The sequence below is a fragment of the Alteromonas marina genome (genome assembly GCF_000808575.1).
GTDB classification, from domain to species: Bacteria; Pseudomonadota; Gammaproteobacteria; order Enterobacterales; family Alteromonadaceae; genus Alteromonas; species Alteromonas marina_A.
The window spans coordinates 109,068-128,004 of sequence record NZ_JWLW01000002.1 but is presented as its reverse complement, the minus strand read 5'-3'; the positions used below and the strand labels follow the sequence as shown (position 1 = coordinate 128,004).

Below are 18,937 nucleotides of genomic sequence, written 5' to 3'. Positions count from 1 at the left end.
GGTTAAAAGGGTTAGCCTTTTCCACGGGTTTTCGTTTTATGCGGCTCGGCACTCTTTTCAATGAACTCAATAATCATGCTGGCAACGTCTTTGTTGGTTGCTTTCTCGATACCTTCTAAGCCCGGCGAAGAGTTTACTTCCATTACAACAGGGCCGTTGTTGGAGCGAAGAATATCCACGCCACAACAATTTAGTCCCATCGTTTTAGCCGCATCTACCGCTGTTTTGCGTTCCGCTGGACTTAGGCGAACTAAACTTGCCTGACCGCCACGGTGAAGGTTAGAGCGGAATTCCCCAGGTGCTGCTTGGCGCTTCATCGCTGCTACAACTTTTCCACCTACCACAAAGCAACGAATATCTGCACCGCCCGCTTCTTTAATGAACTCTTGCACTAAAATACTGGCGTTAAGACCCATAAAGGCTTCAATGATCGACTCTGCTGCTTTTTGCGTGTCTGCCAATACCACGCCAATACCTTGCGTGCCTTCAAGTAACTTAATAACCACTGGGGCGCCGCCAACCGTCTTAATAACATCGTCGATTTTGTCAGGGTGGTGTGCGAAGCCTGTTCTCGGCATACCGATGCCTTTACGTGATAAAAGCTGCAACGAACGCAATTTATCTCGAGAACGGCTGATAGCAACTGACTCGTTAAGGCTGTATGTGCCCATCATTTCAAATTGGCGAACGACTGATGTGCCGTAAAAGCTAACAGACGCACCTATTCGAGGGATCACTGCATCATAGTAAGGCAGTTTTTTACCATTATAGCGAACAGACGGTCGCGCGCTCGTGATATCCATGTAACAGTGCATAGTGTCGATAACGTCAACTTGATGCCCGCGGGCCTGCCCAGCTTCCACCAAGCGTGAAGTAGAGTAAAGACGTGGATTTCTTGAAAGAATAGCGATGCGCATTATGAAAAAGCCTGTAGTTTATAGTTTGTTCTGTCATTAAATAGACGTGTCATTTACCACGTTTGAACGTGATTACAATCTAATACGTTAGAACGTGATTATTAATTAGACAAGTCATTTTTGCGCGCATACTAATAGAAGTGATAGGGAGTGTCTTACGAATAATTCTTGTTGTGTCGATTGCTTTTAATGCATGAACTTGTCTGTTATTCACGTTAGCATTAGAGCGCTTTGGCCTTCTTTAAGTAAAAACAATTAAAGAGATTAATATGCGTTATAAAAACAGTAAGGAAAGAGTGAATGAATGAGTGGTGGCATGGTTTTTTGGCGTGGTTAACTCAGTACCAGTCAAATGTCGTGTGGAGTGGTTTGGTTTTACTAATTTATTTGGCGATGTCTCGTAAGTTGCTGCCAAAATTAGAAACCAACATCGCAAAGTCAAAGCTAAAATCAAATAGTGCTATTAAAGGGCTTTTTGCTGCACGGGTTATTGTTGCTACAGTATCATTAGCCTTGTTGTTGCTAGCATGGGGGATCGATTTTTCTGGGCTCTTAGTGCTTTCCACTTCTATCATCACTGTAACCGGTGTTGCGCTTTTTGCTAGTTGGTCACTCATCAGTAACATCACTGCGTACTTTATTTTGCTTACAAACGTAGCGTATCGCAGAGGTAATTATGTGCGCATTCTCGACGGCGATAACTTCATTGAAGGTGTGATTGCCGATGTAGGGCCGTTTAGTACCCGCTTGCTTACCGCTGAGCGTGAAACCCTCATGTATCCTAATAACCTAATTTTAACCCGTCCTGTTTTGCTAAACCCTAAAGAGAAGTGGGGAGCAATGGGAAAAGTGGTGGCAAAGTCGAGCGTAGAAACGCCGGTGGTTAAAATTGAAGAGAGTAAACCACACGACGACTTACTCTAGACGTCTTTCCTTACACATATAGCGAAAAACCTGCAGCGAGCTACTAGCTACACGTTTTTCGCCTCCCTGATGTAGCGAGTCATACTTTGAAGTAGCGCACGAAGCTTCGCTGGTTTTAGCGGCTTGGCTAGAAAGTTAACGCCTTGTGCTTTGCATTGTGTAACTAAGCTCTCATCTGGTGTTGCTGTTATCAGCGCTGCCGGCACTACGATGTTTAATCGATGCCTTATTTCTTCAATCAGCGCCAGCCCGTTTTTCTCGCTATCGTGGCTTAGCTGATAATCCATTAGTAAAATTTGAGGCTGGATAACCTCACAGACCTTCAGTGCATCATCCCAGTTATTCGCTAAGAAAACGTTCACTCCCCATTTTTGTAACAAGGTTTGCATGGCGTCCAAATTTTCCCGTTGGTCGTCCACACAGAGTACATTCATTCCAGTAAATGTAGTGCTGCGTGGTTTTGCAATAACATTAGATACCAGTTTGGGCTCAGCTTTGGTAAGCGAAAATGAAAAACAGCTTCCCTTTCCAACTTTCGAGTTAACGCTAATATCACTGTTTAACTGCAAACTTAAGCGGCGCACAACACCCAAGCCTAGACCTAAGCCATGTTCTTTACTTTCGTTCGCGCGGAAAAAGTCGCCGAATATGCTGTCTTTTTTATCATTTGATATACCAATACCTGTGTCGATAACCTTGAAATAGACGGTTTCTTTCACCGGTTTTACGACAAATAAAACTCGACCCATTTCAGTGTACTTCACAGCATTTGATAGCAAATTCTGGGTTATTCGGTATAAATACGTTTTGTCAGCTTTAACCCAGCAAGGGCGAATGATGGCTTTGAAGGCCAGTCCTTTCTCGCGGGCTCGCATGGCCATTTCATCAACAAGCGGAGAGAGTAGGACACGAACATCGATAGATTCAATGTCGGGCTTCATTTCACCTTGATCTAAACGCGCGATATCTAACAAGGTGCCGATAAGGGTTTCACTCGACGTAACGCTATGGCCAAGCTTTTGAATAATAGCTTGGGCCTGATCAGAGAGTTCCTGCTCTTCCAACGCACTTACATAGAGCTTAGCTGCATTAAGTGGCTGCAGTACGTCATGACTGGCAAGGGCTAAGAAACGAGTTTTACTGGCGTTGGCGTCTTCTGCGGCTTTTCGTGCTCTTATCAATTCTTTCTCGGCCTCTGAGCGGCGCTCTATTTCAAGTCGAAGCTCAGCGTTAATGGAGTGCACTTCTTCGGTGCGTTTCTTAATACGGGCTTCTAGATCGATATTCGACTCTTCTAACGCTTGCTGAATTTCCACGTGCCCGGTGATGTCGTTGAAGCTTGTTACAAAACCGCCGCCAGGTAGCGGATTACCTACCATTTCAATGACCCGACCATCTTTGCGCTGACGAGTAAAGCGATGGGGCATGCCGGATCGCAAGTGCGCCAAACGTTTTTCTACTTCAGCATCGACATCGAGAGTTCCAAACTCGCCTTGCGACGCGTTGTATCGAATGAGCTTTTCAATGGGCGTGCCCACAGCAAGTAAGTTGTCTGGGTAGGGATAGAGGTTGGCGTAGCGTTTATTCCAAGCGACCAAATTCAAATGTTTATCTACCACGCTAATTCCCTGATCCATGTTTTCAAGCGAGGTTAATAGTGCTGTCATATTAAATTGCATCGCTTGCGTGGTATCGTCGAAGAAGTTAATAACTTCTGTGAAATCCATTTTTTTACCGCGCAGCGCACTGTCTAGTAATACCTTCGCGCTCGATGCTCCAATCACACCACCGAGAGCCCTTTCACAAAAGGATAAAAAAGACTCATCAGGCGTATCAGTATGATTTAGCTGGCAATTATTTAACTGCTGATATTGAGTAAGAAGTTGATCACAGCGGCCTGTTCCCATAAAGGTTGAAAGCAGGGTGATAAGGTCAGACACGGTGACATTAGTCGCTTGTGATTTAACCGTATTAGTACCAGATATAGCGGGTGAAACAAACGCTTCTGCTTGCATTCTGTCAATGAGGCGCTGTGGCGCAAAGTGGGAAAATAGAATGTAGACAAAGCTATTTGCTGCCAAGCTAATCATGGCGCCTTGACTAATAAGCTCGTTTTGTTCCATCTGAGACACTTGTTCACTCACAATGGGAAGCACTAACCACAGCACCCAGATAACAAGCCCTACCATTAGGCCTGCGTAGACACCATGGGCGTGAGCGCGTTTCCAATAAAGGCCGCCAACAATGGCAGGCATTAGCTGTATTACAAGAGAAAACGCAATAAGACCAATAGAGTGAAGAGACCGACTGCTGGTCATTTGCTGGTGGTATAAAAAGGCCATTAATAAAATGAAGGCAATAACGATACGGCGGATAAGGCGGATTCTTTTCGATACGTCTTTTTTATCATCAGTATTGCCGGAAAATGCAAGAATACGGGGCAATATTACGTCATTAGTAAGCATGGTACTTAGCGTTAACGTGGCGACAATAATCATAGCGGTGGCCGCAGAAAGCCCTCCCACAAAAACTATGACCTGAAGCAATGCTGACTCAGAAAACATAGCGAGTGATAAAACATACGAATCGGGCTCAATGCCTTGACCTGCAAAAATGGCTTTACCCGCAATAGCGATAACAGGAATAACAGCAGAAATAATGGTGAGGTACAGCGGAAACAGCCAGCGCGCTGTGCGTAAATGGCCTAAGCTCAAGTTATCAATAATGGCTACATGAAACTGACGAGGTAAGCAAACAATGGCTGCCGCAGCCATAATCGTTTGTGCGATGAAGCTAAATGAGCCAAATTGCGCAAGTGCTACCTCATTCGTGAAGCTCTCAAAGAATGCCCCTGATTGCGTGCGTTTCCAAGCGCTATAGCCGACAATGGCGACTAACACTAAGGCAAGTAGCTTAATGGTTGACTCAAAAGCTATGGCTAGCATTAGACCACGTCTGTATTCTGTAACGTCGGTTTGGCGTGTACCAAAATAGATCGCAAAAACAGCGATAAAGCCCGTGGCTGCAATGATAATTCCATTACTGTTGGGTTGCTGAGTTAACAGTTGAAAGGTTGCGCCAACCGCTTTTAATTGGAGCGCGATATAGGGGATGGTGGCGAGTAATGCAATCAGGGTTACTACCAGGGCAACGGTTTGTCGCTTTCCGTAACGAGAGGCAATAAAGTCGGAGATGGTAGTAATATGCTGCTTTTTACTGACTAATGTCAGCTTATAAATAAATTTGTATCCCAGCACATACACTAGGATAGGGCCAAGCATAATTGGCAGATAAATCCATGTATCTCTGCTTGCTTGCCCCACCATGCCAAAAAACGTCCAAGCGGTACAATAGATTGCCAGGGCCAATGAATAAATGGCGGGATGGGAAGTTAATGCTCTTGCTGTAGGCGAATTCTTCTCTCCCCAACTTGCCAGTGAAAACAGCAAAAAGAGGTACAAGACTGCAAGTGTTACCCAACCAAAAACCATAATCTTCCTTTAACCTAGTTTTAACAACTGTGCCGATATTATAATCATTTCGACCATGGTCTACCTACGACCATGGTCTCATTTTGAAATTCACACCTCAGGTCTAGAGTAGTAGCTGACCTCCTAGATGCTTGACTTTTGCTGCTTGGTTTCTGCTTTGTGCAAAACTTCCAAACGCAGCAATAACGTTAACAAAGCCGAGCGTTAGGGAATTGTAAAATCATAACAACTAGTTAACCTGACATGAGGGTGAAACAATGGCATTTAGAAACGAAGAGGACAAAAAAGCCTACTGGAGTGAAAACCTAGCACTCCTCGCTAAGCTTTTAGTCGTTTGGTTCATCGTATCATTTGGTGCCGGCATACTGTTTGTCGATATCTTAAATGAAATTCAGTTTTTTGGCTTTAAATTAGGCTTCTGGTTTGCACAACAGGGCTCAATTTACGTATTTGTTGCATTGATCTTTGTCTATATGGCGAAGATGAACGCCATGGACAAACGCTACGGCGTAGATGAGGAGTAAATCATGGACGTTCAAGCTTTAACATTCATTATCGTTGGCGCGTCGTTCGCGCTGTATATTGCAATTGCAATTTGGGCCCGCGCCGGGTCGACAAATGACTTTTATGTAGCAGGTGGTGGCGTACCGCCTGTTATGAACGGTATGGCTACGGCGGCAGACTGGATGTCGGCTGCATCGTTTATCTCTATGGCGGGCCTTATCTCATTCATGGGCTACGATGGTGCGGTATACCTTATGGGCTGGACCGGCGGCTACGTTCTACTTGCACTTTGTTTAGCACCTTACCTACGTAAGTTTGGCAAGTTTACGGTACCTGACTTTATTGGCGATCGCTACTACTCACAAACCGCACGTACGGTTGCGGTATTTTGTGCCATCTTCGTTTGCTTCACCTATGTAGCAGGCCAAATGCGTGGCGTAGGCGTGGTATTCAGCCGCTTCTTAGAAGTGGATATTGTGTCTGGCGTAGTTATCGGCATGGTTATTGTGTTTTTCTACACCGTGCTTGGCGGTATGAAAGGCATCACTTATACTCAAGTAGCGCAATATTGCGTAATGATATTCGCTTACATAGTGCCTGCCGTGTTTATCTCAATGATGGTAACAGGACACATCCTGCCACAAACTGGCTTTGGGGCAACTTTAGCTGACGGTTCGGGGATGCATATGCTGCAGAAACTCGATAATTTATCCGTCGAACTCGGGTTCAATGAATATACGTCAGGAACGAAAAGTACTATCGATGTATTCTTTATCACCTTTGCACTAATGGTGGGGACTGCGGGTCTTCCACACGTTATTGTTCGCTTCTTCACTGTGCCTAAAGTTCACGATGCACGTAAATCTGCCGGCTATGCCTTAGCATTTATCGCCATTCTTTACACTACAGCACCGTCGTTAGCAGCGTTTGCCCGTGTGAATATGATCGAAACCATTAACGGCCCTGAAATGACGGGTACCAGCTATGAAGAAGCGCCGTCGTGGATTAAAAACTGGGAACAAACTGGCCTTATCTCATATGAAGATAAGAACGGTGATGGCAAGATGTTCTATTCGGGTGATGAGCGCAACGAAATGAAAGTTGACCGCGACATCATGGTATTGGCTAACCCTGAAATTGCAAACCTGCCAGCGTGGGTTATTGCACTCGTTGCCGCGGGTGGTGTGGCAGCAGCCCTTTCTACTTCAGCGGGCTTGCTGCTGGTTATTTCAACCTCTGTATCACACGACTTACTGAAGCGGAACTTTATGCCGAATATTACCGATAAAGCCGAGCTTATGTATGCGCGACTGGCTGCTGGTGTGGCGATAGTGATAGCGGGTTACTTCGGTATTAATCCACCTGGATTTGTGGCGCAGGTGGTGGCATTTGCCTTCGGCTTGGCGGCGTCGAGTTTCTTCCCGGCAATTATCATGGGTATCTTTAGCAAGCGTATGAACGATAAAGGTGCTATTGCTGGGATGATTTCAGGTATCGCGTTTACTGCGGCTTACATTATTTACTTTAAGTTTGTAAACCCAGCGGCTAATACGCCTGACAACTGGTGGTTTGGTATCTCTCCTGAAGGCATTGGTACTTTGGGTATGATGGTGAACTTCATTGTGGCTTTCCTTGTGTTCAAAGCAACAGATGAAGCGCCAGAAGAAATCCAAGAACTGGTTGAAAGCATTCGTTATCCTAAGGGAGCGGGTGAAGCATCAGCGCACTAAGCTAATGTTGCCTAAAGATAGGCTTTAGCAAAATAAAACCAATCTACTGGCGAAAGTGAGTAGGTTGGTTTTTTCTTTTTGTGTACCGGACAATTTCTATGACTGCAATGGCTAAGCAAGTTGAAGACTTTCTCAATACATCAGCGCCTTTTGAACTACTAGATTATGATCAGAAACACGCGTTGGTAAAGCACACAGAACTTATCTATTTAACTAATGAAAATGTTAACGATGTTTTCAAAGATAAGGTGTCGCTGTTTCTTATTCAAAGTGGACAGTTTTCTGTGAAAGATTCCGATGCTCCCACGCGCCACTTGAGTGATGGGGACTATTTCGGTTATACGAATATAATAGAAAAGAGCAATTTCCCACTAAGCATAACGGTCGACAGCCCTGGGTTGGTCTATTGTTTCGATGCGCTAGCCATTGAGCCTTTACTAGAGATCCCAGTAATACGGCACTTTTTTGATGGGCTTAGAAATAATGCACTTCAAAATCACGCTATAGCAGATAGTAATTCAATGTGGCTCTACAAAGGCCTTACTGATGCTATCGAAAAAGCCCCGGTTTCCGTTGATGCTCAAACACCCATTACGGTTGCTGCTCAGTTAATGACGTCGCAAAAAGTTTCTTCTTTGTTGGTTACGCAAGAAGAGAAGCTTATAGGCATTATTACTGATCGTGACTTAAGGTCGAGAGTAGTTGCGGCATCTTTAGACACTCATCTCCCTGTTAGTCAGATAATGACGGCTAACCCCGCCCAAATTATGGGAAACAGAACGCTTTTTGATGCATTAGCGCTAATGACAGAAAAAAATATTCATCATTTGCCTGTTATCGACAACCAAACGCAAGTGCCGCTTGGAATGGTAACGGCCAGCGATATTATTCGTCATCAGCGGGGGAACGTACTGTTTATAATTGGTGAACTAAGCAAAGCCGAGAACTTATATGAACTCACTCGCCTCTCGTGGCAACTGCCTCACTATTTCTCTGCTCACGCGAAAAAAGCGGGTGATTACGATATTGCTGGAAAAATACTGTCACAAGCAACCGATATTATGACCAGAAAACTCATTGGTTTTTTCCAACAAGCTAACGGTAAAGCTCCCATGATGTTTGCGTGGTTGGTGTATGGCTCGCAAGCTAGAGAAGACCAAACTATGGGCTCAGATCAAGACAACGGCTTGCTTCTTGCAGAACGACCTTCCGAAGCGCAATCCGCATACTTTTCAAATATGGCTCAGTACGTATGCAACGGGTTAGCGAAGTGCGGTATTAAGCTGTGCGATGGCAATATTATGGCCAGTAACCCCAAGCTTAGGTTGTCATTGGATGAGGCTCTTGAAGAGGCGAAACAATGGGTAAAAGCGCCCACCAAAGATGCGATTATGCATTTTAATATTTTTCTTGATGTTCGATGTGCAGCGGGAGATATAAGCTTATTCAAGCACCTTCAAAAACGGCGTGCGCCTTTGATGCAGCAAAACATGTTTTTAGCAGCACTTGCCAGGCATAGTAATGAAATATCTGTGCCGCTTTCCATGTTTCAGAAGTTTGTTTATGAAAAGGGTAGAAAACAAAAAGACCTTATCGATCTTAAAACCCGTGCTGTCGCTTTAATTAATAATATCGCCCGAATTTACGCTTTAGCCGATGGCGTGACTTTACCTAATACACTTGCTCGTCTGGAAGCTCTGTCTGAACGCTCTCAACTATCGAAGCGTGATGCAACAAATCTTCGCGATATTTGGCTTTTCCTGAACCGCCTGCGCTGGCGCCATCAACTTGAAAACAAAGTTACCGACAACCGAGTGTCGATATCCAGCTTGTCCTCAATTGAGAAACATCAGCTTAAAGCGGCATTTAAAGCGATAGAGAGAACCAATCAAGCTATGGTGATGAAGTTTTCTGGCGGCGTAAGTTAACCGATATGATTAAAGAGTGGATTAAGGCATGCTCACAGGCGCTCTCTAGCAAAGCTAAGCTGAAGCAGTGCTTTAGCAATTTTGACGTTTATAAAACATCGTTCACCGCAGTTGATTTGGAGCTTACGTCTCTAAACCCTTCTAAAACGCAAATTACTTCCGTGGGTTATGTGAGTGGTATAGGTAGTCGTATTGATTTGTCTTCTTGCGGCTATCATGTCATTAATACAACCGCAGATTTAGGGCAAAGCCCGGTGATTCATGGGTTAACCCTTGATGTTTTGCAAAAAGGAGAAAACCTAGCGCAGGCAATTGATGCACTCGCACCCTTATTTCAACAACACGTACTTATTTTTCACAACGCTAGGCTAGACTTAACGGCGTTAAACAGAGCTTTTAAACAGTGCGGCGCACCAAAGATAAATGTGCTTTACATTGATACCCTGCAGCTTGCGCTATATCAGCTAAATAAGCAGCATCAAGTTTTGCCAAGTAATAGCGCTACGCTAAGTGTCTGCCGCCAACGCTTGGGCCTTCCTGCTTTTTATGAGCATAATGCGCTAGATGATGCGTTGGCTACACTGCAGCTCTTCCTAGCTCAATTGACTGAATTAGGTATAACTAGAGAAGCCACGCTGGACTGCTTAATTCACACTGGGGCTGTTGGACGCATTCAATTAGGCGATAGCTAGACAGTTTTCTGTGGTTGTGAAGAGCCGATGGTCTTTTCTTTTTTTGCAGACGAGAGTGAAGGGGATACTAACCGATTTCTGCCAGAGGTTTTAGCTGAATACAAGTTTTTATCCGCCTCAAGCATTACGAAATCAATCGTTTTATCATCGTTGGCGTTTTTTATCGCTAAGCCAGCACTTAGTGTTACACGCCCATACTCAGACGAACTATGGATAATGTTGAGGTCGTAAACGGTTTGCAATAAACGTTCGGCGACAGCTACTGCACCCTCCCCGTCAGTGCCTGGCAAAATCACTAAGAACTCTTCACCACCAATTCTAACTAACTTGTCCATAGGTCGAAGGAGTTCGTCACTTATCGTTTTGCTGACCTTCCATAAACAGCTATCGCCATCTAAATGTCCATACATATCGTTAAACAGTTTGAAGTGATCAACATCAAAGATAACAAGAGACAAGGGAGAAGCGTTACGCTCGCTGTCTCTTACAAGTCGGGGTAAAAAGTCATCCAAATAGTGCCTGTTGTAGGCCCCGGTCAGTTTGTCGAGATAAATCAGCGTTTCTAAGAAATCGCTTCTAAGTTTGTGGTGAATATGTGACTTAACACGATTGCGCAGCGTACAGGCGTTGACAGGCTTTACTACAAAGTCCACACAACCCGATGCCCAACAGCGTGATTCTTCCTCTTCAGTTGAAGAAGACGTTACAAAAATGACCGGTATATGTTCGCAAGAGGGGGTGGCGCGAAGCTGCGCAGTGGTATGGTGTCCGTCCATTTCTGGCATGGAAACATCCATGAGGATCAAGTCAGGCGTGTTGTGCTTGCAATACTCGATAGCCTGTTTACCAGAGTCAACAGAAAAACAATTTACTGTTTCTTCGAGTAAAGTTTCTAATACGAGTCTGCTGCTAGCTTGGTCATCGACTATCAATACGTTGCAATCAGCTAACGTACGACCGCCGACTTGGTCAATATACACTGGATCTCCTAAACACATGGGCATGGTCGAGTTTTCAAATAGTAAGAATACGCCTGAATCAAGAAAAGAACATTAATCAAAAGTGTAATATTTAAGCGCTGAGTTTAACTTCTGATTTATCTGCCTTTTCTCAAAAAACTTTAATCCCCTGCAGCTTTTTTCTAGAAAAGAACGCATCTATTCAGTTTTCACGACGAATTGTTGCTTTAGATAAATAGATTAATAAACGCGAGCCCATAAACGCCAAGCGTGCAAAGCGCGCCTATCATGTAAAAATAGCTTCTTGGGCTAGGGTTCTTTTCCGTGGCAACAGCATAGTAAAGCGCCATATGAATGATACGACTTACTGCGAATGCCCAGACCAAAATGGCGAGCACGTCTGTTTGCGCTCCAAGGAACATGCAAAGTAGGGCGGGCAGAGCAAATTGATGAATATTTTCAAGCGAATTATGAAAGGTTCTGTGGCTTCTAAATACAAAGCTATCATGGCTTAATTCTTCACTGACTTTGCCAGGAATGTAGTGAGACTGCTTTCTATGTGCAACAGCGGCTACGATGTTTTGAACAAACACAGTCAAACTAATGACTAGTAGCCCAGCAATACTGTATGTGTAAACCGCAAACATTTGAACTCCTTCTCTGGTTTAGTGATAGACCTTTGATATTTATAAGTCTAGTGACATCGAGTTGATGGACTTTATCTATTTTCCATTCTTAGGTTTTGACAAGGTCATTTAAAGTGTTCTGTTGAATTGCCTTTTTTTACGCGGGAATTGTTGGAAGAGATCTATGTTTAAACTAGAGGGCAAAGACCAAGCATCGTTGGTCTATGCTCTTCATTTACATTTTTGTCGGATAAATTACAGTGACGCCTTTACATCGGCGGGAAGTAATACTGAATCGATAACATGAATAACGCCGTTGCTGGTCACCACATCAGCTTCGATAACTTGCGCGTCGTTTATCATCACTTTTTTCATAGTATTTCCTTCAACATGTAAATTAGCATTAAGTGAAATTCACTATCCTTCGTATTGCTTACTATCTAGCGAAAGTTACTGATTTGGAAGTCGTTACGGCGCTATCCTGTAACTTGATGATTAACTTTATGTAATACCAATAAAGAGACAATCAGCAACGATTGGAAGAGAGTGGTTAGGCCTGCCAGTAAGCTCTATTGTTACTGTTTTCTGCGGCGAAAGTACGTTCAATTAATTTGTAAATAAAATGTAAAAAAATACTTTGGTGCTATAGTTTTAAACTATCGAGTAACTAGAAAAGGTGCCTTAATATGAATACTCGAATAGTTTTCTTGCTACTATTTTGTAGCTTACTCGGCGCTTGCCAGTCTACCGAAAGTAAACATACAGTATCGTCTCCTACTTTATTAAACGACAACCTCTTCCCGTCCTACCATTTGTTTCCCGTAGAGACCATCGATGAAATTTTTCGTTTAGGTGAAGACGCTCAGCTTTTTGCTGAAAAAGCGGTATATGTCAAAAGCATTTCTAAGAAAAATGTTAAAGGACTTGTGAAAGCAATCTTCGATCATTCAGATTACGGCATGCTATATCGCAATAGTGCAAATACTACTGCGGATTCAACGTTTAATAACCGAGCAGCAAACTGTTTATCTTTATCAATTATGACGTACGCGCTGGCAGAGCATGTAGGTTTAGACGCAACTTTCTACGAGGTAGATATTCCGGAATACTGGACGCGAAGAGAAGGATATAGCTTACTAAACGGGCATATTAACATGCGTATCTCAATGCCTAGTGACAGCCAAATAGCATTAGTCGGAGGGACATGGGCAGACGTGGATTTTGACCCGCAAATGCTGCGAAATTATTTTCCCCGCAGGCCTGTGACAAAAAACAAAATAGTATCTATGTACTACAACAATAAGGGGGCAGATGCACTGGTAGCTAATAGCTACACTCGTGCTTACAGCTATTTTCGTGCAGCCGCTAGGTTATCTCCCGAATTACAGCAAAGCTGGGTGAATTTAGGTGTGCTATATAGAATGGTCGATGCTTATGACCAAGCAGAGTTGACTTACAAACATGCACTGTCGCTCAATGATGAAAACCTTACTGCATGGGAAAACTTATCTATTCTCTACACTCACCAAGATAGACGTGAGGAAGCACTGCTTATTACACAAATGGTTGAAAAGAAGAGAAAAAGTAACCCTTTCTATCATTATATATTAGGGGAGCAGGCTTTTGAGTCTGGCAATATTGAAGTTGCGATAACGCATTATGAACGAGGGTTAAAACTCGATAGCGTTCGTCACGAGATTCTGTTCGGTATGGCCAAAGCATATCATGAATTAGGTGATGCCAGCGAAGCACAGCGTTATCTAGAAAGGGCAGTGAGACATTCACCAAATGAACAGGAAAAGCAGCGCTATTCGTCGAAGCTGGCAACATTGGCGAGCAGTTAAAAAAAAGCCGCAGACTAGCTGCGGCAAAAGAATAACACTACAAAAGGAACTTAATTTATATAACGCCCAGCTCACGAAGGCGCTCTTGCAGGTATGACCCTGCGGTATGACGTTCTGAAAGAACAACATCTGGTCTAGGGTGTAAGAACAGTGGCAATGAGATACGAGATTTCGTCATGTCAGCACCATCTGGGTTTACAACCCTATGCGTAGTTGATGGGAAGTATCCGCCTGATGCTTCTTGAAGCATGTCGCCAATATTCACAATCAAGTTCCCGAAATCACAAGGAACTTCAATCCAACTACCGTCTTTAGCTTGTACTTGCAATCCAGGCTCGTTGGCTGCAGGCAAGATAGTAATCAAATTAATATCTTCGTGAGCAGCTGCGCGAATTGCGTCTACTTCTTCATCACCTTTTAGTGGTGGGTAGTGCAGTATACGTAGCAAGGTTTGATCAGAATCTTTGATCATGTCACCTAGCGGTTGACTGTACTTATCGCTCACCTCTGAAGGAGAATGTTTTTCTATCCAACCCAATAGCTCTTTCGCTAGTGTATTTGCTTCCCCATAGTACTGAGAAATCTGCGGGTGTAGTGCTTCTGGACACTGACCCCACGGATAGAAGTGGTAATACTCTTTAATATCTTTTTTCGTAAAGCCTTTGGCTACCTCAGAAACGCTCTGAGGGAAAAATCCGTCTTGTTTACCCTTGTTGTACAGGTAATCGTTCTTCTCTTCACTGTCGAAGAAGCCCTGCCAATTGTCGTAAATACCTTGAACTAATGACTGTTGGATAGGGTGATTTTTTAAAACACCGAACCCTGTCTCGCGAAGTGACTTCACGAATTCTTCTTGTGCGTTTTCCGCTTGGTAATCAACAGCAACTAATTGCATAACTTTATCCCGTATATTTTGACTGCGGCATTATAAAGGTAGACGGGCTACAGAAAAAAGTCGCAGAAATTGACATAAATCAACCCCGCGAGGAATTTGCGCGTAATCTACAGAAACCTGACCGGTTAGTCTAGTAAAATATTGACCAACTGGTCCAAATTAATGAAATTTAACCAAGAGAGAGGTAAAAGCCCGCTAGCGCGGCACTCATTAAGTTAGATAACGTTGCAGCAATAACAGCTTTTAACCCCAGTCTCGCAATTTCTTTTCTGCGTGTTGGTGCCATAGCACCAATTCCACCCATCAAAATAGCGATAGAAGAGAAGTTTGCAAAACCACAAAGTGCAAAGGTGATAATGGCCTGAGATGCTTCAGATAGCTGCGATTGGTTCTCCAAGAAATTTAGGTAGGCAACAAATTCGTTAACTACCATTTTCTGACCAATAAAGCTGCCTGCAAGTTGCGCTTCCTCCCATGGTACGCCGATTGCCCATGCAAGAGGTTGAAGTACATAACCCAGGATCCCTTCAAACGTAACGTTTTCATAGCCAAATAGCTCTGCTGTCCAGCCAATAAGGCCGTTGAACATGGCAATTAATGCTATGAAAGCGAGTAGCATTGCACCTACGTTTAACGCAAGCTGCATGCCTGACGCTGCGCCACTGGCTGCAGCATCAAAAACATTGGCGTAGCCGGTATCTTCCGCATCTACGTCATGTAAATCTTCATTGGGTTTACTGGTTTCAGGCAAGATGATTTTTGCCATCAACAAGCCACCTGGCGCAGCCATAAAACTTGCCGCCAGTAGGTATTTAAGGTCAACGCCCATACCGGCATAACCAGCCATCACAGAACCTGCAATTGACGCTAGCCCGCCTACCATAATGGCAAACAGCTCAGAGCTTGTCATGTGTGGGATGAAAGGACGAACCACTAAAGGCGCTTCGGTTTGACCGACAAAAATGTTGGCAGCCGAAGACATGGATTCAGGGCGACTGGTACCCAGCGTCTTTTGTAAGAAACCACCGATTACTTTGATGATGACACCCATCACTTTGAGGTGATAGAGAACCGCGATAAGGGCAGAGAAAAAGACAATAACAGGGAGTACATTGAAGGCAAAAATGAATGCAATTGACTTGTCGCCAATAGGGCCAAACAGAAAGTTTATGCCCTCTTGGCTGTAAGCAATGATGTTGGCAACAAACTTGGTTGCACCCAACAATACTTCTTTACCTGTTTCAGAATACAGGACAAACGCGCCAACTGATGCTTGAATAGCAAATGCGCCGCCAACGGTGCGCCAATTTATACTACGTTTCGCCGATGATAACGCGAAAGCAATACCCAGAAGGACTGCAATGCCCAGTAAACCTACCATAGTAATGTTCCCTTAAAGAAGCGCTTGCTGAATGTGTGATTTGATCACATCTAATGCAATTTGGTTTTTGCCACCTTGCGTCACTACTACGTCGGCAGTGAAGCGGCTAGGTTCGATAAATTGATGATACATAGGCTTCACAGTTTCTTCGTACTGCTTGGCCACAGATTCAATGCTACGACCGCGTTCTTTAAGGTCGCGCATCATCCGGCGCATCAAACAAATATCAAGAGGAGTGTCGATGAAAATTTTCACGTCGTACAAGGGTAACAAGTCTGTTCGAGCAAGCAACATAATGCCTTCAAGAATGATGACTGGGGCGGGGTTTAGGCGCTCCGTCTCCGGTAAACGCGTATGCGTTTTATAGCAGTAGTGTGGGTAGTCGATAGGTTGACCGTCACGCAATGCTTGCAGGTGTGCTTTCAATAACTCATGTTCAAACGCATTTGGATGATCGTAGTTATTCTTCTCACGTTGTTCCATGGGAAGATGATCTTGTGCGCGGTAATAGTGATCTTCACGCAGCACTTGAACAGGGCGGCCTTGAGCACTGAAGCCGTTAAACAAATTTTTTGTAAAAAGAGACTTCCCAGAGCCGGAAGCTCCAGAAATGGCAATAATTAGTGGCGATTGCATAGTACTATAAAGCTGGTTTTGTTGGTGCAAAGATACGCGTTTAGGCCTCGCGAATCAATGTTATATTCACAAGTTATCACTTTTGGGCGCGGTCTTTGCTAGAACTTTATTGTGTTTTCAAGGTATTGCGGGCTGTTTTTAAAACTCGCATAAAATACGAAAAAGTTCTCCAATTGGTCAGTTTTTAACTGAACAAGTCAAAATATCGCTAGCTACCAATTATCTCTATATCGTCGTCCTTTATACTCGGTAACGCATACGAGTGCTGCTTAGAGCGAGAGCCCTCGCCCTGAGCCCGAGGTGGATAGTATATTTCTTTTTCTTCAGTGAATCCGGCAAACACTTCATCAAGGGCTGCACGGATCTCGCTCAAGGTTTTGTCTAAATTCGCATTGAAGTCTGGCCTTTTGCGTTTAGTATGCCCAAGTTCAATCAGTCTACCAAAGCTCTTGTTAGCAAGAATCATAAGTTCATGTGGTACATCTTTATGCGGAGGAAGCGGCTGATTAGGGTACTCAATACAAAACTTAACTAAAGCAGTATAGAAACATAATGGCTTATTCTGTAGTGCAACCACCTTGTCATCAACACCGTTTGAAAGTGTTTTATCTTTGAGATTAATAATGAGCTTCGGTGTTGGCGGCAGCGATTCTTCTTCAACAGCCGACACTTTCTTACGCTTTTTCGTTGCAATAGAAAATACTGGAAGTAGTAAAAGTGAGCAGAGCAATGCTATAAAACTAAATCCTACTCCACTCCATGACGACTTACTGCGCATCTCAACTACAATACGCTGCTCTGCATTTATCAGTAAGGTAGATGTCACGTTAGGGTATTGTGTGAAATCTTGAGATTGAATGCTGATTTCCTGAATATGGCTCACTAAAATAGGATAGCCTTCTTTGATTAGTTCGCTATTTAATCTATCTAAATAGCTATAGATAGCATGCTGATTGACCGGCGTATTAAGCGTTTCATTGCCCACATCTAGAAATGCGCTGTCTAGGCTTATACGACGTTCGACTTTATCTTGCGCTTCATGAATATCAGCTTTAAATGAAAAGTACTGGCCAATGAGCGCGATAGTCTGTAAGCACAGAAATAGCAGTGCCCAGTTTAACGTTATGCATGCAGGCGATTTGAACTTAGGTTTGATCATTTGTTACACCCCGCTTCAAGTGTAATATTTTTGTAATATGGTCGCGGGTGAGCCATTGCTATTTCATGTACAACAGACTGCATAGCACAGAACAAATCGGTGTTTTGTGTCTGCATTTTCAGGTACCACTGCATTCCACCTATGCTTTCTTGTAACGGTGTTGCGTAATTTCTTGAAAAGCGATCACTGTCATCTTCAGCCCAATAAGACGAAATAATGTCAACCTCACCTGCTAACAGTGCTCTGCGAAGCTCTTGGTGGGAACTGTAATATACAATTGATACGTTTGTGTCGCTTAACCCTAAATTTTGTAGAATAGTTTTGGGTACAATGTGGCCTGAGCGACTACTGGGGTAATCTAATAAACCAATTTTTTTACCAAGCAAGTATTCTTTACTTAATTGCGGGCGTTCGCGTAACGCAATGAAAAAGGCGCTGTAATTAGGGTGCGATGCCACTTTAGACAGCCCATATATTTGGTCAGCGCCAAACGCGTCGACCACGTTCTTTTTCACTAATGCAAGGTCAACAACGCCGTGGTTGATGTAGCGAAACGTGTCGTAGTCGCTTTGACCGATGATAATTTTAACTTCGCCGAATTGCCTCTTTGTTGTGCTGTCAGCGCACAATCTATCTCTTGCCATTTCAGCAATGCGACCATCGGTAACGTACACTGAAAAAATGTCGCTATTCGCACTTAATTTAGTTTCACAGTATAAAAATTGACCGGTTTGTGGGGTGATGTCATTATAAACATTGTTTTTTTGTAAATAGCTAAAAGTACCGCACGCGATAGCGACGATGACAAATAATATCCACTTTCCGGAGGCAACAATTCTAAAATTCGCCAAAAAAACGACCAAATGAATTAACGATTTATGTGGGGATTTCATCAGTTAAGGTTATTTATTGCAATAGGTAAATTTATTTTAAGGTGTTAAGTTATTGAAATAGTGTTTATTTTTATAGGTAAACCTGATTTTTATTAAACGCTGTTTATTAGTCGCACATCTGCCAAGAATACAACTGTCCAATTGCTGCAGATAGACAACAATAATAACAAGTAAATTAACTTGACCATATGGTCAAGTAATTTTTTGCAAAGTCACTAGCGTCGGGCAATTGGTGTTAAACAAAAATGTAAAACTGTAATAAATTTGACATGAACCTCGATAACAATTTCTCGCGGTACTAGAATAGTAAGTGGTCTTGATAGGGACAACGCCCTGCGCAAGTCCATAAAAAAGTATT

General features: G+C 43.5%; 15 protein-coding genes and 1 pseudogene. 6 read left to right on the top strand and 10 right to left on the bottom strand.

The features are described from left to right. Window positions 1-11 precede the first annotated feature (11 nt). Window positions 12-917 carry a 30S ribosomal protein S6--L-glutamate ligase gene (gene rimK / locus RJ41_RS01460; protein ID WP_039216404.1) on the bottom strand — a complete coding sequence of 302 codons (906 nt, stop codon included), beginning with the start codon at window positions 915-917 and terminating at the stop codon, window positions 12-14. A 300-nt stretch (window positions 918-1,217) separates the two neighbouring features. Between rimK and RJ41_RS01455 the strand changes: the two genes are divergently transcribed. Then, on the top strand, window positions 1,218-1,841 hold the full coding sequence (locus RJ41_RS01455) for a mechanosensitive ion channel family protein (RefSeq protein WP_039216403.1): 624 nt from the start codon (window positions 1,218-1,220) through the stop codon (window positions 1,839-1,841). A 47-nt stretch (window positions 1,842-1,888) separates the two neighbouring features. Here the strand turns inward: RJ41_RS01455 and RJ41_RS01450 are convergent, their stop codons facing one another. Continuing rightward, window positions 1,889-5,332, bottom strand: coding sequence for a PAS domain-containing hybrid sensor histidine kinase/response regulator (locus tag RJ41_RS01450; protein WP_039216402.1), 3,444 nt, complete (start codon window positions 5,330-5,332; stop codon window positions 1,889-1,891). A gap of 257 nt (window positions 5,333-5,589) precedes the next feature. Between RJ41_RS01450 and RJ41_RS01445 the strand changes: the two genes are divergently transcribed. From RJ41_RS01445 to RJ41_RS01430, 4 genes are all read left to right on the top strand, one after another. Next, the gene (locus RJ41_RS01445) at window positions 5,590-5,856 is read left to right on the top strand and encodes a DUF4212 domain-containing protein (RefSeq protein WP_039216401.1); all 267 of its coding nucleotides are present in this window, start codon (window positions 5,590-5,592) and stop codon (window positions 5,854-5,856) included. A 3-nt stretch (window positions 5,857-5,859) separates the two neighbouring features. Then, window positions 5,860-7,566, top strand: coding sequence for a sodium:solute symporter family protein (locus tag RJ41_RS01440; RefSeq protein ID WP_039216400.1), 1,707 nt, complete (start codon window positions 5,860-5,862; stop codon window positions 7,564-7,566). A 98-nt stretch (window positions 7,567-7,664) separates the two neighbouring features. Further along, on the top strand, window positions 7,665-9,494 hold the full coding sequence (locus RJ41_RS01435; RefSeq protein ID WP_039216399.1) for a putative nucleotidyltransferase substrate binding domain-containing protein: 1,830 nt from the start codon (window positions 7,665-7,667) through the stop codon (window positions 9,492-9,494). Between the two features lie 5 nt (window positions 9,495-9,499). Continuing rightward, the gene (locus RJ41_RS01430) at window positions 9,500-10,186 is read left to right on the top strand and encodes a 3'-5' exonuclease (protein WP_052235377.1); all 687 of its coding nucleotides are present in this window, start codon (window positions 9,500-9,502) and stop codon (window positions 10,184-10,186) included. Here RJ41_RS01430 and RJ41_RS01425 read toward each other — a convergent pair. From RJ41_RS01425 to RJ41_RS18815, 3 genes and pseudogenes are all read right to left on the bottom strand, one after another. Beyond that, the gene (locus RJ41_RS01425; protein ID WP_039216398.1) at window positions 10,183-11,166 is read right to left on the bottom strand and encodes a GGDEF domain-containing response regulator; all 984 of its coding nucleotides are present in this window, start codon (window positions 11,164-11,166) and stop codon (window positions 10,183-10,185) included. The two genes, RJ41_RS01430 and RJ41_RS01425, sit on opposite strands and share 4 nt — an antisense overlap. Before the next feature lie 206 nt (window positions 11,167-11,372). Continuing rightward, window positions 11,373-11,792 carry an MAPEG family protein gene (locus RJ41_RS01420; RefSeq protein ID WP_039216397.1) on the bottom strand — a complete coding sequence of 140 codons (420 nt, stop codon included), beginning with the start codon at window positions 11,790-11,792 and terminating at the stop codon, window positions 11,373-11,375. Window positions 11,793-12,026: 234 nt separating this feature from the next. Further along, window positions 12,027-12,161, bottom strand: a pseudogene (locus RJ41_RS18815) (fasciclin domain-containing protein); the annotation flags it as partial. Window positions 12,162-12,457: 296 nt separating this feature from the next. On the opposite strand from RJ41_RS18815, the gene RJ41_RS01415 reads away from it, so the two are divergent. Further along, window positions 12,458-13,615, top strand: a complete 1,158-nt coding sequence (locus tag RJ41_RS01415; protein ID WP_039216396.1) for a tetratricopeptide repeat protein — start codon at window positions 12,458-12,460, stop codon at window positions 13,613-13,615. A gap of 55 nt (window positions 13,616-13,670) precedes the next feature. Here the strand turns inward: RJ41_RS01415 and RJ41_RS01410 are convergent, their stop codons facing one another. The 5 genes from RJ41_RS01410 to RJ41_RS01390 all read right to left on the bottom strand — a co-directional run bounded on the left by RJ41_RS01410 (window position 13,671) and on the right by RJ41_RS01390 (window position 18,579). After that, on the bottom strand, window positions 13,671-14,510 hold the full coding sequence (locus RJ41_RS01410; RefSeq protein ID WP_014950810.1) for an isopenicillin N synthase family dioxygenase: 840 nt from the start codon (window positions 14,508-14,510) through the stop codon (window positions 13,671-13,673). A gap of 169 nt (window positions 14,511-14,679) precedes the next feature. Continuing rightward, window positions 14,680-15,891 (bottom strand): NupC/NupG family nucleoside CNT transporter, encoded by a 1,212-nt coding sequence (locus RJ41_RS01405; protein WP_039216395.1) that lies wholly within the window; start codon window positions 15,889-15,891, stop codon window positions 14,680-14,682. 12 nt (window positions 15,892-15,903) lie between these two features. Beyond that, window positions 15,904-16,527: a uridine kinase gene (gene udk, locus RJ41_RS01400; protein WP_014950808.1), complete on the bottom strand. Its 624-nt coding sequence runs from the start codon at window positions 16,525-16,527 to the stop codon at window positions 15,904-15,906. Window positions 16,528-16,735: 208 nt separating this feature from the next. Continuing rightward, a complete protein-coding gene (locus tag RJ41_RS01395) occupies window positions 16,736-17,686 on the bottom strand; it encodes a hypothetical protein (protein WP_039216394.1) in 951 nt (316 codons plus the stop codon). Further along, on the bottom strand, window positions 17,683-18,579 hold the full coding sequence (locus tag RJ41_RS01390; protein WP_039216393.1) for a PhnD/SsuA/transferrin family substrate-binding protein: 897 nt from the start codon (window positions 18,577-18,579) through the stop codon (window positions 17,683-17,685). The genes RJ41_RS01395 and RJ41_RS01390 overlap by 4 nt, the downstream gene beginning before the upstream one ends. Window positions 18,580-18,937 lie beyond the last annotated feature (358 nt).